Consider the following 14734-nt stretch of genomic DNA (forward strand, 5'->3'; position numbering starts at 1 on the left):
AGTCACACCCAATGCATTGCCATTGACTCTAGCCGTCACACTGGCAATGCCGGTTACGGTTCCGGCGGTCAGCGTGGCGGTATAAATGCCACTACCACTTTCCACGGCTGAACCGAGCGTGCCTAATGTCGTCGTAAAGGTCACGTTCTGACCAGACACCGGATTATCATGGCTGTCTTTTAGCGTCAGGGTGACCAGCGACGTATCACTACCGTTCGCCATAATATTGACGGGATTGGCGCTCAATATTGAGTTTACGCTGCTGATATCTTGAGGATTAACTTGAATAAGTGTTGTCGCCCGATTAGAGGCATTGCCTTTTATATCATGGGCTACAGCGCTTAAAGTGTAGGTGTTATTGATACCGCGAGTGACTTGATAAGGTGGGTAAGTCACTTGAATCACGTGAGAGGAAAGCTGGCTAATATTCCCACCAGCAGCAATCAGAGAAGGCGCATCCCAATCGATTCGATCAGTAGCGTGTTGTGCGACGACTTGAGCGGTCAGTACTGCGGTATCACCCTCAATACCCACTAATTGCGTGGGTAAACTCAGCCGAATTAATTCTTGTTTTTGATAATCAAGGACGATGTTGTTATTGCGCTCAACCAGATCATATCGACTGCCAGTCAAGAGTCTAGTTGCCGCGACGACTGAAGGATCAATCTGTTTCTGCCAAGGTTCGCCCAGACGATAGTTAAACTGCAAATTCATGCTGGTATCATTTTTACTATTTTGGCCGACACGATGGTCGACACCTAATGTCACTAATGGGATTGGGGTATAGCTAATACCCGTAGTGACGGCATATGGATTCTTTTGTCTATTATCTTTACCGAAAAGAGCGACCTCATCGCCACGGTATTTTTCATACATTAACTTCCCACCCAATTGCGGGTAGGAAGGAATATAGGCTTCTGCGCGGATATCAAAGCCATCAGCAGGTCGTTCGTTGTAATGTTCGAAATCTCGAGATTGGTGCCAGTCCGTGATACCAAAATAACTGTTGGCGGATAATTTTAGATAATCAGTCCAAACTTCAGTCCCAACACCGAAACGCTGATTATGGCCAGTAAAGTCATTATCAAAGAAAGAGTTAATGCCATACATCCATTGTCCAATATGGGTACGTACACCGATACCCACATTGACGGTATTGCGGCTATCTTTATTCCTTACTCCCAGTTGAGTGAATAACAGAAGTTCCTCTTGTTCATACAAAGGAGCAAGAAAATCCAAAGCGCTATTATCTAGATTAAAGTCATCATCAACATTCAACTGTATCTGCGCAGTACCAAACTGATTTAACCATCCTTGAACTGATTGATTAGCTTCATTGATGATTGAGGATTTTACTTTCTGTCCGATATAACGAGTTGGGTCTTGTTTAGAGAGCATTTCTCCCGACAACATTCCTCCATTTGCGAGCTTCATTTCCGTATCTGTTGATATGTCATTTCCAGTTTGTATTGAAGGTAATGGCGGTGTTTTAGGTATATCAATTTCATCTCCAGCGCCCAATGAATCAAAAGGTATTTTAAATACACGAGATTGATTTAAATCCTTCAGTTGGTTAATGGATAATTGATATTGTTTCGCTATCGACTCTGTCGTTTCTCCTTGGGAAAGAACATAAGGTCTTGTCGCTATTCCTTCGGAAAGCGTTGTTGCCATCGTTGTGGACGTAAATGAAATGATGATGGGAAAACAAAGTTGAAGTGCAATTTTCTTCCAATTTATTCGTAAGGGGGGAATCGAATTATTAGGAATATTCTTGCCTTTTAAATAGGGTGTTTTTTTGTATTTCCTAATGATGAGCATGGCTAGCTCAAAATAATTAGATAGATTCATGGTATTTAATCTCGAGTTTGTGAGTTGATTTTATGATTTTTTCATTTAATCCCCGGTCAACCGAAAAAAAGAATCACACCAATAGCGTCTTTAATAAAAAAGAAGAGATGAAAATAATTATCATTTTATAAATATGGTTAAGCGCTATTGTTTTACAACATATAAACCTCCTTATTACATTTGTATTGTGCCTTGAATCGTAATTATGTGCTAATAACCCCCTGTTAATCTTGAATTATTAATATCAAACGCAAGCCAATTGAGTGAGAAGCTATTATCAAAAAATAGAACGGTAATTGACTGAGTTATGATTATGAATAATTTTCATGTATAAAATTAGAAATAAAGTAAACAATGTGTTCGTGTGAAGCTCAGTCTATTTATTAGGAATTTTCTTGTCTTTGGTATCGCAATATAGAATGATTCATTTCCTCAGAAAGATAACATCCATAGAATATCTCATATTAGATAGCGAATTAATTGAATCAGGTTAACATTTAATACTGAAAGTTTTAGCATTACGCTAGCCATCACGTTTTAAGAAAATAGAGGCTATAGACAAAGAATGTTTTACGAAGAGATATCGCGTTCTGCGAAGGTTGAAAATGAGTGATGGAGGGATTGGGTCATTGAGGGATTTTTTGTGGCAGTGGTTTGTGATGTTCATATCAATATGTTGGTACGAATACCCCCTCAGATGAGGGGGAGAGGATTTAAAACAGGTAACGAACACCAAATAAGAACTCACTAGACACTAAATGGGCTTTCATTTGTTCATCTTGTAATGATCTGGCGTTAGCAAATTGATTCAATCCGCTTTGAACATTCCCCATGTCAACGTAGCGATAACCCAAGTCAAGAACCAGTGGCTCAATCGGTGAATAGCTCACGCCCGCGCCGATGGCATAGGTGAGATTATTTTGCGTACTGCTAGCATATTGCCGTGCTGGATTACCTTGCCAGCCATCAGAACTGATTTTGGCAACACCAATACCCAATGTGCCATATAAAGAGAAGCCATGGCTCAATGCGATATCACGATATGCGTTCAACATCAGCCGCTCAGAATTAATATTCTGATGATTAAAGCTTGTCGGGAAGTTAGTCGAACCACTGGTATATGTAGATTTATTCTTGAAGGTGTATTCACCCTCAGTACGCCAGCCATTACCAAATTGATAACCGGCTGCAATAGCACCATTATAGAAATTATCGCTATCTTGACCTGAAACAAATGAACCAATACCTGGACGACTACTCGTATCCATGTTCTTCGCTTCTTGGAACGTTCTCAAAAGTTTAATTGAACCATAATAGCCCTCTTGATCAATTTGATCAGCAATGGCTGGCGCTGAAGAGGCGATGAGTAATCCGGCGGCGATAGCAATAGTACAGTTGCGCATCATGATATGTGTTCCTTACATATTTATTTATAGGCGATCTTGATGAGATGGATATCCACTGAATAACGTGTAAATTTGAGCCCGTTTAGGGTTGGATAAGATTAGTAATATTGAAATGAAGAGTAAATTCGTATAATTACTCGTTATCTACGTATAAATACGGACTGGTGGGGTGATTTAAACTTTATTGACATTTGGCAATAAATATCCAGCTTGGAAAATATTTAAAATAGTATTTTGAATCGGTTTATCTCTTTTAATGGAAATTCAGCGACAAAAAACACCATTAACCAGACGTACTTCTTCCTGAAGATATCGCTTGGGTAAAAAGTTAATTATTTACCCCTTCAGCCAACGTGAGCCTTAAATTCACCATCGTAAGATATTTGCAACAGTGTTTTTGCAACAGTGTTTTTTGCAAGAGTAGTTTGCAACTAACGTTGATAGCGTAATGCCTCAACCAATAGTGAAAAGGCGGTGGTATGCTGCCTGCGGCTCGGGTAGTAAAGATAGTAGCCAGGGAAGGGCTCGCACCAGGTTTCTAATACTCTGACTAAGTCACCGTTGGCAATCTCGGTTTTGACTGAATCTTCCGGTACACATGCCAAACCAAAGCCTATCACCGCGGCGTCAATACGCTGACGCAAACTATTAAAGGTCAATTGGCCATCAACGCGTACTTTTAGCTGCCGTCCTTTTTTTTCGAACTCCCAAGCATAAAGTCCCCCCATGGTGGGCAGACGCATATTAATACAACGATGGCTTTGTAGTTCAGTTGGCGTGGTAGGGATGCCATATTTAGCCAAATAAACGGGTGAACCGACAACGGCCATACTCATTGGTGGCCCAATTTGTACCGCAATCATGTCTTTCGCCACTTGCTCGCCTAAACGAATGCCAGCATCAAAACGCTCAGCGACAATATCGGTCAAGCTGTTATCGACGGTGATTTCAACATTGATGTCAGGATAGTTAGCGAGGAATGTTTTCAGCACTGGCCACAGAACTGAATCGACCGCATGTTCACCGGCGTTAATACGAATATTCCCCGCCGGTCGTGCGCGCATTTCGCTAAGCGCATCCAGTTCACGCTCAATGTCAGCAAAACGCGGCCCAAGGCTATTCGCTAGCCTCTCCCCAGCTTCTGTTGGCGCAACACTGCGAGTGGTTCGAGTCAACAGACGAAGTTCAAGGCGTTCCTCCAACCCACGGATAGCATGGCTTAAGGCCGATTGTGATACTCCCAACTTTGCCGCTGCTTTGGTAAAACTACGTTCTCTTGCCACCATCAGGAATGAGATTAAGTCGTTGAAATTCTCTTTTAACATCTGCATTCCTATTCTTGTTTAGGATGAATTTTAATGAGTATAACTTAACTCATGAGTCAGACTCATAGAAGCATCCATATTTAACCCGCTAATCCGCCACTAAGATATTTGCTACCTTCCCTATTACCAGCATTGCTCTGATATATGCCGCCTTATTTGAACGGGGTTCGGTCAGGTGTGCATTCTCTACCGTTATCACTATTTTGATCAATGTCGCGTCAAATCTTAACGAAGGAATAACGATGAAATTCTCCACAGCGTCTACAGTTATCTTGTCCATATTTAGATCGGCGACTTTCGCCAATGTGGAGGACAAAGTGAAAATTACCTCAAGTGGTTCCCACCCTTCCTGGCCCTGACGCATATCGCTATCGCCGAATCCCTCAATGGCAGCCCTGTTGAGTGGATGGAAAAAGTCAGTGATGAGCAGTACCGGAAATAACTCGGCTGCTTATTGCATCGAAATTGACCGTACTCAAAATACTGGAGATATCCCATGACAATGAAAGTACTCGGTTATGCCGCTAAATCAGCACAAGTCCCACTTGCACCGTTAGAATTTACCCGTCGAGATCCACGTCCCGACGATGTGGTGATGGAGGTACTCTATTGCGGTGTTTGCCATTCTGACCTGCATCAGGCACATAATGATTGGGGGTTCAGCACCTATCCTCTGGTGCCAGGCCATGAAGTGATTGGGCGTGTGACGGCTATCGGCAAAGAGGTGACGAAATTCAAAGTGGGTGATTTTGCTGGCATTGGCTGCATGGTCGATTCCTGTCGAGAATGCCAACCCTGTCAGGCGGGCTTAGAGCAGTATTGTGAAGTCGGTAACATCCAAACCTACAATGGTGTTGACCGCCATGACCATACACCGACTTTCGGTGGCTACTCGCAAGCGATTGTCGCCTCTGAAGATTTTGTGCTGAAAATGCCCGCAGGCTTGGATCTGAAAGCGGCGGCACCGCTTTTGTGTGCCGGTATCACTACTTGGTCACCGCTACGTCATTGGAACATTGGCAAAGGCAGCAAAGTGGCGGTTGTGGGGCTGGGCGGATTGGGTCATATGGCATTAAAGCTGGCGAATGCGCTGGGTGCTGAAGTGACTCTTTTTACGCGTTCAGCCAGCAAAGAGGCTGATGCCCGCCGCTTAGGGGCTCATCACATTGTGTTATCCACTGAAGACGCACAAATGGCGGCAGCTAAAGGGCAGTTCGATCTGATTATCGATACCGTGCCTTATGTGCACGATCTCATGCCCTACATCCCGACATTAAAAGTTGATGGGACACTGGTGTTGGTGGGGTATTTAGGCGATCTCAGCCCGATGCTAAATACCATGCCACTCATTCTGGCGCGGCGCTCGGTAGCAGGTTCATGTATCGGTGGCATTGCTGAAACACAGGAAATGCTGGATTTCTGCGCTAAGCACGGCATCGTTTCAGATATCGAAATGATCAACATTCAAGATATTAATGAGGCTTACGAGCGCATGGTAAAAAGCGATGTGAAATACCGCTTTGTCATTGATATGGCATCACTGAAAGCCTAAATCATCACAATCACTTAAATGCCACGGTGCTGTGGCATTTAAGTCGATTCAAGCGGCAGCCGTATTACTCTGGTAAATCAATGAGCAGTGCCCGCAAAGGTGTTTCTGCTTTAATCACCAAATGTTGTTCTTCTTGCACAAAAGCGCCATCACCACAGGTTAGGCGTTGAGGCTCATTGACTTGTGGCCCTTCTACGGCAACGGTTCCATGGATAGATTGCAGGTAAGCTCTAGGGCCGTGAAGGTTAATCGTATACTGTTCTCCAGCCGCTAAATCCAGATGATGAATCCAAACTTGCTGGCGCAGCTTGAGGCTACCTTGCTCGCCGTCAGGGGATGCCAGTAGTCGTAATGGCTGCGTGCATAATGACAGTTGCTGAGCCGTTTGACTCTCCTGATCAGGGCAGGCATTGAGCCATAACTGAATGCGAGTTAAAGGTTGGTCGGCACTCAAGTTATGCTCGCTATAGCTGACACCCGGTTGCGTCGAGAAAAGCAGCACATCGCCCTTTTTGCCCCGGACATGGTGGCCCAAACTATCTCGATACTCTGCTTCGCCCTGTAAAATCAGGTTGAGGATATCCACTCGAGGATAAGTCCGAGGTTGGAATGAAGCACCGAGTGCGAGTACTTCCTGATTCAAAACACGCAGCGAAGCATAGCCGAGTAGTTTTGGATCAAAATAATGACCAAAAGAAAAAGTATATCGGGCTTGGAGCCAACCAAAGTCAGCCTGCCCGCATTGTTTTGCTGTTCTGCATGTGATCATGACAGTGATTGCTCCTTATACCCTTCATCTTTCAAGCTGCAGGTGTGTTGCCTGCACTCACTCACCCGAGTCACTGACTTGTGTCAGCTTGTCAGGACTCTTTCGTTTATCTGCAACATCAGTGATTTTGGGTACAATTTGTAGATATTAATCAGTAAACAGATGGTAAGCGTCTGGACGCCGGATTGTTAGCCAGTTAATCTGGTCGCTATGTTCAAATTTCCTGATTGAGATAATAATGGGCAAAGATCGGGCGCTAACGTTAGAAGCATTGAGAGTGATGGATGCCATTGATCGTCGTGGCAGTTTTGCAGCGGCAGCCGACGAGCTAGGACGTGTGCCTTCAGCGTTGAGCTACACCATGCAAAAGCTCGAAGAAGAGCTGGATGTCGTGTTATTTGACCGTTCTGGCCATCGCACCAAATTTACCAATGTCGGGCGCATGTTACTTGATCGTGGGCGTGTACTGTTGGAAGCGGCAGACAAACTCACGACCGATGCCGAGGCATTGGCCCGTGGCTGGGAAACTCACATTACGATCGTCAGTGAGGCATTATCTCCCGCGTGGAAATTGTTCCCACTGGTAGACAAACTGGCGCTCAAAGCGAACACGCAAGTCTCTATCTTTACCGAAGTCTTGGCTGGAGCATGGGAGCGGTTAGAGCAGGGGCGAGCAGATATCGTGATCGCACCAGACATGCATTTTCGTGCTTCTTCAGAAATAAACAGCCGTAAATTGTACAAAGTGACCAGCGTCTATGTTGCCAGCCCAGACCATCCCATTCATCTGGAGCCGGAACCACTGTCAGAACTGACGCGAGTGAAATACCGTGGTGTGGCCGTCGCCGATACTGCCCGTGAACGGCCGGTATTAACGGTGCAATTGCTTGATAAGCAGCAGCGATTAACCGTCAGCACCATAGAAGACAAACGGCGAGCGCTATTAGCCGGCTTGGGTGTCGCGACTATGCCTTATGAGATGGTCGAAAAAGATATCGAAGAAGGTCGCTTACGCGTTGTCGGGCCTGAATATAGCCGTGAGGCCGATATTATTATGGCATGGCGTCGCGACAGCATGGGTGAGGCTAAATCCTGGTGTTTGAGAGAGATCCCTAAGCTTCTGGGGCGAGGATAAACCGCTTCGCATCGTCATACTGAGATGTTGTACCCTGCTCAGTATGACGACGTTTGCGACGTGCACGCATCAAGCAAAACGTTTATCTCTGCCATGGGCTGCTAGCAAATCTTGCTGTGGGCCGATGGAGATAATCCCAAAGGGATTAATGGTGCCGTGACTGCGGTAATAGTGATTGCGGATATGAGCGAAATCCACAGTTTCGGCAATCCCTGGCATTTGATAGATCTCGCGCAAGAAACCATAAATATTCGGGTAATCGCTGATGCGGCGTTTATCACATTTGAAATGTGTGACATAAACCGGATCAAAACGCACCAGTGTGGTCCATAAGCGCAAATCTGCTTCCGTGAGAGTATTGCCCGCCAAATAGCGATGTTTCGCCAATATCTGCTCTAGCCTATCTAAGGCATCGAACAAGGTGGCTACGGCTTCATCATAGGCAGATTGAGTCGTTGCAAATCCTGCCTTATATACCCCGTTATTGACCTGATCGTAAACCCAACTATTGATATCATCGATATCACTGCGCAAAGCCGCAGGGTAGTAATCACCGGCTATTGCACCCACATTATCAAAAACACTATTGAACATACGAATAATGTCAGCCGATTCATTGCTGACGACCGTCTGCTGCTGCTTGTCCCACAGCACTGGAACCGTCACACGCCCACTGTAATCAGGGTCAGCGCGTAGATAGAGCTGGTAAAGATAATCAAGCTGGTAGAGCTCATCACCGGTAGCCGCAGGGAAGTCGCGAGCGAAAGTCCAGCCATTCTCCAGCATCAATGGGTGTACGACAGACACAGAAATCAGTGATTCCAAGCCTTTCAATGTGCGCATCAGTAAAGTACGGTGTGCCCACGGGCAAGCAAGGGAAACATATAAATGATAACGGTTTGCCTCGGCTTTAAAACCGGCTTTACCTTGTGGCCCAGCTTGACCATCAGCGGTGACCCAATTACGGAACTGCGAAGTACTGCGTTTGAAGTGACCACCGGTAGATTTCGTGTCATACCAGATATCTTTCCACTTGCCGTCAACGAGTTGCCCCATACTATCCCCCTAAATAAACACGCCCTACCAATTGATAGGGCGTATTAACTGTAGCCTTTATTAACTGTCGTCTTTATTAACTCTAGTCTTTATTGGCTGGTTATATGCGCTGCCCGCTGATTACCACTTCTTACCCAGCAAGCGGTCGATACTGAAAGCGCCTGGGCCAGCAACAGCCAGTACGATGAACCCACCCGCGATGGTCAAGTTTTTCATGAACATCAGTTGGTTAACACCTTCCGCAAAGTTAGTGTGGAAGATCAATGCAGTCAAAATGGTGAAACCCGCTGTAAACAGTGCCGTAGTACGGGTCAGGAAACCAAACAGAATAGCCAGACCGCCGCCAAACTCTAACAAAATCGTCAGTGGCAGGAAGAAACCAGGGACGCCCATTGCTTGCATGTACTGTTGAGTGCCGGCATAGGCATCACCCATTTTGCCGTAACCGGCCACAATAAACAGAATCGGCATCAGAATGCGTGCTACCAACAGGCCAGTATCTTGTAATTTGTTCATCGACGACTTCTCCAAAAAGTTGTTTGTATTAATGCCTGGCATCTGCGGGCGTTAATGGTTATCTAAACGTGTTTTGTTTGTAGTGGCCAGTGGGTTCATCCCACCAGTCCTCTGAGTTGATGAAAGAATGTTAGTTGAGAAGTTGAAAAGTTGTTAGTAAGTAAAATTGTCAGTTTTCATCAAAAAAACTGAATTGGTAGGCAGGAAATACGGGAAACACCCCGTAGATGCGGAGTACAGGGTGAGGAGAGAATTTTATCGATAAAATACGAGAATGGCCTACTGGTAAAGGCTGTGAAGCGTTAACGCAATGAAAATGTTCGGCGAAACAATTGGATAGTCCCCCATGCACCGACTGCTCGGCGTGACCAACGGATGAGTTTTTTGGGGTGACGAACACTGTATAGTGCTAACAAACTGGAGCCGACCATCAAATATTTTCGCATACTGACAATCTTTGCCCAGCCGCGATCGTAAGGTGCGGTGACTTCAATCCAATGTGCAGCACTGTTGGCGAGATCCAAGCGTTGCTGCTGGATCTCGCGTAACAATGCGGCCTTTTCCTGTGCTAAGTGACGGCGGCTCAACGCTCTTTCTCCAATAATTCGCGATCCACTTCCAACTGCTTACGGGTAGAACCCAGTAGCTTAGAGTGACGCACTTTGGTGAGTGTCCAGATAACACCGATGATTGCCAGTACCAATAGCACCGCAGTCGTGGTGCCGAGTGCCATTAAACGATAAGCAGGGTCAATCGCCCATATCACGAATACCAGCAAACTCATCAAACCGAAAGCGGTAAACAGCAGAGTGATCCCCGCCATTAGCAGCACCTGAATCAGTGTTGCCTTTTCTTCTTCCAGTTCAATAGCGGCTAGGCGTACACGGGTTTCAACCATGCCAACCACAATGGTGGCAATGCGTTGAACAGCGTCTAGGACCCCTTTACCGGGGCCCTGAGTTTGAGGAAGTTCAGCCATAATTAGCGGCGAGACAACAGAACGCCTAGCACCACACCAACGGCAGCACCGATGCCGACGCCAGCCCAAGGATTGTCGTGGACATAAGTGTCAGCTTTATCAGCAATTTCTTTGGTTTGGGCTGCGATTCTATCGCCAGTTTCGCTCAGACGCTCACGAGTGTCTTTCAACGCGCTTTCTGCTTTGGCCCGCAGTTTGTCTAACTCAGCTTTCGGCTTGTCGGTCGAAGAGTGCAGTACTTCTTCTAACGTATCTGCCAATGACTTAAGTTCAGCGCGCAAATGTTCAGAGGTTTTATCTTGTGGCATGTAATAGCTCCTTAACATAACTGAGGTGAATACCAAACATAGCGAATTCATCCGAAGGTTAACAGGTTAATTATCCTAAAATAATCTCGGGTGGTTCGCCGTTTTCATCTGTAAGAAATGGTGTGGCTACTTCTGTTCCTTAGCCTGTTTTAGCTCAGCTTGTGCTTCCGCTAATTTCTTCTGTTGCTTAGAAATTTTGTCAGCATCACCTTTTTGCTGAGCTTCTTTTAGCTCTTCTTGGCGTTCAGTGACGTCGTGCTGTTTTTGCCGAATCTTTTTCTGCCGATCAGCTTTCAGGCTTTCAGCGGTGCAGTTATTTTTCACTTCTTTTAAGGCTGTTTGTAGACCCGCGGCGCGACGGGTATTGCCATGCTGTTTGGCATAATCGATCTGTTGTTGGATTTCTTTGGCTTTTACAGCACATTCATCATCAAGCGCAGCGTGCGCGGTACTTGTAAACATGATGATAGGCAAAGCCAACAAGAGAGAATGACGTAACAACATCGAACGTAACAACATAGTATTGCTTCCTTTTTACAGCAAGTTTCTGGGACGAAATAGGTTGCCGTGAATGACTAAGCATAGCGCTGAATGATGTGATACCCAAGTTTACTACAATATTTTTTATAGATTTATCAGATATCAGCAGAATAAAGAGGGGCTCATGGCGGGAGAAGACCCCCGCCGAAGGAGTTACCCTACATTTTGTAGGTTATCTCTGAATGCGGGTAACAATCGATGGCGTCTTTTGGATTCACTCGAGACAATGACATAACCCGTCGGCAAAAGATCCTGTAAAACCTCGATAGCTTCTTCCTGCTGTTCAGGAGATTCCAGATTCACCACTAGACTGTCTTTCTCTGGGACAATACTTTTAATGCGGATCCCCCGCTGATCGAGGTGTTGATACAGAGAGAACCCATCAGGCAACGATAACCCCTGCTGATTAGGCCGAATCTTCAACGCACTTTCCGTACGCATGATGATGGGCGTAAGCAGCAGTACTGCGAGCAACAAGGCAGTCACGGGCAGAATAAGATACTGCCAGACTGGGCGACTAAAACGGCCCTTGAGCTTGATCACTCTGGCTTACCTTTATCGTTGCCGTCGTCAGTTGATGCGGGACTGGCGGCGGCGTTCTTTTTACGCCAAAGCACGTACAAAGAGCCAAATAAGCCAATCACCAAGAGTGCCAAAGGCAGCAACATCAGGACGAACATCACCTCATCTTCATATTTCAGGAAAACAGGCGTTTTACCAAACGCGAAGCCCATCGTGGTTAAGATAAGTACCCACAGTAGGCCACTCATCCAGTTAAAGAACTGAAAACGGGCATTACTCAGGCCAGAAAGGCCCGCAATTGTTGGCAATAAAGTGCGCACGAATGCTAAGAAGCGACCGACTAGCAAGGCGGATAGCCCATGGCGATGGAAGAGGTTATGAGCACGCTGATGGTAATGGGCAGGCAAATGGGATAACCAACCTTGTACCACTTTAGTGTTCCCTAGCCATCGACCCTGAATATAGCTGACCCAGCATCCGAGACTGGCTGCAGTGGTTAATACCACCAGCGTGACTGGGAAACTCATGGCACCTTTTGCAATCAGGACGCCAACCAAAATCAGCAGACTATCGCCCGGTAAAAACGCCGCCGGGAGCAAACCATTTTCCAGAAAAAGTATCACAAACAATAGGATATAGATGGCCCATACCAGAGACGGGTTAGCTAGCGTCTCATAGTCTTGAGCCCATAAAGCATGTAAGAGTTCTTTAATGATGTCCATCTGGTATTCCTAAAACGTCATTGTTATATAACCTTGGTACTTAAAGCTGCGGGGGTATTTATTTGCTGCTGGCCTGCAACTGCAATTACTTTGGGTATATCTGTTAGCTTTTAAACACGAACGACCAAGAGGCTCGATAATTCACGTGTTTAAGCGAGGGTTTTAATCAATGAATTCAAAACAAACCCATTCGCGCTATCGCTATCAAGAGGTAAATGTACTTCTCGTTGTCGTTACTCTGATGCTACGACAATCGAAAAGTCATCACATCATCATGGTGGTAGGTCAGCATCCCGCTATATTGAGTATTACTCTCTTTCCAGCCACCCACACGATTTCGCTGTGTTGAGACATGGAATATCCAGTTGGAATAATTTACCAGTGACAGTGATTGTCGTGGCTGTTTGTAGATCTCATCTGCACTATTGGTGCGTATTATCGCCAGATTTGCACCAACCCAACTGCTATTAGCCAGTGAAGGGCTGGCTGAGCCGGTAAATTTTGCTGCACCGAACCGATTTTTTATGGCGGTTTTTTTTGCGGGCATCCCCACTAAACGCAATTGCGGATAGATGAGATTATTTTGCAGACTCAGAGTGGACGATAATTGACCGGCAGCAGAGGGGGTAACGCAAATAAGAGGAGCATCAGGATAAGCAGTACTGAGCGTGGATAACGCCATACCTGATGAGCTGGAGTTCGTGTGCGAGATCATGCTACCGGAGACCGAACCGGCCCAGCTAGATACCGCAACTAATAGAGCAAACAACCAGCGCATATCTTTGCGTTTCGCTCCTAAAGCACCCGAGTAAAAAAGTGCTGACACTTTAGCAAAATAGCGAGATATGAAACAGGGAAATATAGATGCTAGCGGGGTGTTTATTGATGGGTATTATAAAAATAGGCTTAATGCTGACGTTTACTGACAGAACTCAACATTTAATGACCTCAGAGTGGCCTATTTTCGCTGAGAAGAGAAACATGAGTATCCGTTTCTCTTCTCGCGGCCTTAGCCATTTCGCGGCGGAAATTAACGGCGTTCAGTACCCGTAACCCCAGAATTTGCTAGCCCAATCTCTTTTGGAATATCGAGGTGTACAACGGGGTTTTCTGCGAACAAATAGCGGTCCACATTAAATTCGAAATCATCGGTAGTGGCACGGAACAGCATTTGTTTGGTATTTTCCAAATGTTGCCACATAGCCAGCTTGCTGGCGTAGGGATCTTTACGCATCAACGCTTCGAGGATTCGATCGTGATCTTCGCACCAACTCTCAATAGATTTATCATCGATATGCTCATGCAGTTTTAGCCAGTAGGGGTTATGCACTCGCTGGCTCCACATTTTTTCGACAATAGTGGCCATCGCGGTGTTTTGAGTGGCTAACGCGACCTGTACATGGAATTTGAGATCCCATTGTGAATCACGGAAACGGTCTTCCTGCCGCGCATGCTTTTGGATTTCGATTAATTGCACGATATCCTGCCGCGTAACTTGTGTGGCGGCGAATTCAGCAATATTACTTTCGATCAGTTGGCGCGCTTGGAGCAGCTCAAAAGGGCCGGCGGTGGCGAACTCAATCCCCTGATTAGGCATAACCAAGTGCTTTTGCTGATTTGACATCACATGGATGCCAGAGCCTTTACGCACTTCGACGTAACCCTCTACTTCCAGCATAATAATCGCTTCACGGACCACGGTTCGGCTAACATTCATTTCTTCGGAAATGTAGCGTTCTGCAGGCAATTTATCGCCTACCGGATAAACACCCGATTCGATTCGCTGCTTTAACTCTGCGGCTAACTGCTGGTACAACCGTCTGGTTTCTGTGAATTCCATGATTAAGGCTCTTGGATCAATTGAAGCCGCAAATCTAGCGGCTCATTTTGTCTGGAAGGCATGGTATCTCGAAAGAGATAGAATGGGACTTGTTATACCACTTATCCCTATTGGGTACTAGTCATTGCTATCACAGTTGTGATGGAAAGTACGCAGTAATTTGAGGGTTATTGATAATAAAAAAACCCAGCCAATCATGGCTGGGTTTTCGTG

16 protein-coding genes and 1 pseudogene are annotated in these 14734 nt (G+C 45.7%); 3 read left to right on the plus strand and 14 right to left on the minus strand.

Annotation, left to right across the window (positions count from 1 at the left end; all coding sequences use genetic code 11):
- The 3 genes from BN68_RS17465 to BN68_RS17475 form a co-directional block, all read right to left on the minus strand.
- The coding region (locus BN68_RS17465) for an inverse autotransporter beta domain-containing protein (RefSeq protein ID WP_196796404.1) at positions 1-1851 on the minus strand (1851 nt) is incomplete at its 3' end.
- Positions 1852-2564: 713 nt separating this feature from the next.
- Complete coding sequence (locus tag BN68_RS17470; protein ID WP_042806946.1) at positions 2565-3254, minus strand: outer membrane protein; 690 nt, start codon at positions 3252-3254, stop codon at positions 2565-2567.
- 434 nt (positions 3255-3688) lie between these two features.
- Positions 3689-4582, minus strand: a complete 894-nt coding sequence (locus BN68_RS17475) for a LysR family transcriptional regulator (protein WP_019212465.1) — start codon at positions 4580-4582, stop codon at positions 3689-3691.
- 343 nt (positions 4583-4925) lie between these two features.
- On the opposite strand from BN68_RS17475, the pseudogene BN68_RS24380 reads away from it, so the two are divergent.
- Together BN68_RS24380 and BN68_RS17485 are read left to right on the plus strand one after the other, a co-directional pair.
- Positions 4926-5024, plus strand: a pseudogene (locus tag BN68_RS24380) ((R)-mandelonitrile lyase); the annotation flags it as partial.
- Positions 5025-5078: 54 nt separating this feature from the next.
- Entirely contained in the window at positions 5079-6134 is a 1056-nt protein-coding gene (locus tag BN68_RS17485) for an NAD(P)-dependent alcohol dehydrogenase (RefSeq protein WP_019212467.1), read from the plus strand.
- A 64-nt stretch (positions 6135-6198) separates the two neighbouring features.
- Here the strand turns inward: BN68_RS17485 and BN68_RS17490 are convergent, their stop codons facing one another.
- Entirely contained in the window at positions 6199-6903 is a 705-nt protein-coding gene (locus BN68_RS17490) for a pirin family protein (protein WP_019212468.1), read from the minus strand.
- A gap of 238 nt (positions 6904-7141) precedes the next feature.
- Here BN68_RS17490 and BN68_RS17495 point away from each other — a divergent pair, with 238 nt between their 5' ends.
- Entirely contained in the window at positions 7142-8038 is an 897-nt protein-coding gene (locus BN68_RS17495) for a LysR family transcriptional regulator (RefSeq protein ID WP_019212469.1), read from the plus strand.
- 69 nt (positions 8039-8107) lie between these two features.
- Here the strand turns inward: BN68_RS17495 and BN68_RS17500 are convergent, their stop codons facing one another.
- The 10 genes from BN68_RS17500 to exuR all read right to left on the minus strand — a co-directional run bounded on the left by BN68_RS17500 (position 8108) and on the right by exuR (position 14521).
- The gene (locus tag BN68_RS17500; RefSeq protein WP_019212470.1) at positions 8108-9094 is read right to left on the minus strand and encodes a glutathione S-transferase family protein; all 987 of its coding nucleotides are present in this window, start codon (positions 9092-9094) and stop codon (positions 8108-8110) included.
- A gap of 120 nt (positions 9095-9214) precedes the next feature.
- Positions 9215-9610 (minus strand): DoxX family protein, encoded by a 396-nt coding sequence (locus BN68_RS17505; protein WP_019212471.1) that lies wholly within the window; start codon positions 9608-9610, stop codon positions 9215-9217.
- 302 nt (positions 9611-9912) lie between these two features.
- Positions 9913-10197, minus strand: coding sequence for a YqjK-like family protein (locus BN68_RS17510; protein WP_019212472.1), 285 nt, complete (start codon positions 10195-10197; stop codon positions 9913-9915).
- Positions 10194-10589, minus strand: coding sequence for a phage holin family protein (locus tag BN68_RS17515; protein ID WP_019212473.1), 396 nt, complete (start codon positions 10587-10589; stop codon positions 10194-10196). The genes BN68_RS17510 and BN68_RS17515 overlap by 4 nt, the downstream gene beginning before the upstream one ends.
- Positions 10590-10591: 2 nt before the next feature.
- Positions 10592-10897, minus strand: coding sequence for a DUF883 family protein (locus tag BN68_RS17520; protein WP_019212474.1), 306 nt, complete (start codon positions 10895-10897; stop codon positions 10592-10594).
- 126 nt (positions 10898-11023) lie between these two features.
- On the minus strand, positions 11024-11401 hold the full coding sequence (locus BN68_RS17525) for a DUF1090 domain-containing protein (RefSeq protein ID WP_042806947.1): 378 nt from the start codon (positions 11399-11401) through the stop codon (positions 11024-11026).
- 189 nt (positions 11402-11590) lie between these two features.
- Positions 11591-11980 carry an EnvZ/OmpR regulon moderator MzrA gene (mzrA, locus tag BN68_RS17530; RefSeq protein WP_019212476.1) on the minus strand — a complete coding sequence of 130 codons (390 nt, stop codon included), beginning with the start codon at positions 11978-11980 and terminating at the stop codon, positions 11591-11593.
- Positions 11977-12681: a DedA family protein gene (locus tag BN68_RS17535; RefSeq protein ID WP_019212477.1), complete on the minus strand. Its 705-nt coding sequence runs from the start codon at positions 12679-12681 to the stop codon at positions 11977-11979. The genes mzrA and BN68_RS17535 overlap by 4 nt, the downstream gene beginning before the upstream one ends.
- A gap of 244 nt (positions 12682-12925) precedes the next feature.
- Complete coding sequence (locus BN68_RS17540) at positions 12926-13459, minus strand: hypothetical protein (RefSeq protein WP_019212478.1); 534 nt, start codon at positions 13457-13459, stop codon at positions 12926-12928.
- Positions 13460-13711: 252 nt separating this feature from the next.
- Positions 13712-14521 carry a transcriptional regulator ExuR gene (gene exuR, locus BN68_RS17550; protein WP_042806925.1) on the minus strand — a complete coding sequence of 270 codons (810 nt, stop codon included), beginning with the start codon at positions 14519-14521 and terminating at the stop codon, positions 13712-13714.
- Between the last annotated feature and the right edge of the window lie 213 nt (positions 14522-14734).

The sequence above is a fragment of the Yersinia massiliensis CCUG 53443 genome (genome assembly GCF_000312485.1).
GTDB lineage: Bacteria > Pseudomonadota > Gammaproteobacteria > Enterobacterales > Enterobacteriaceae > Yersinia > Yersinia massiliensis.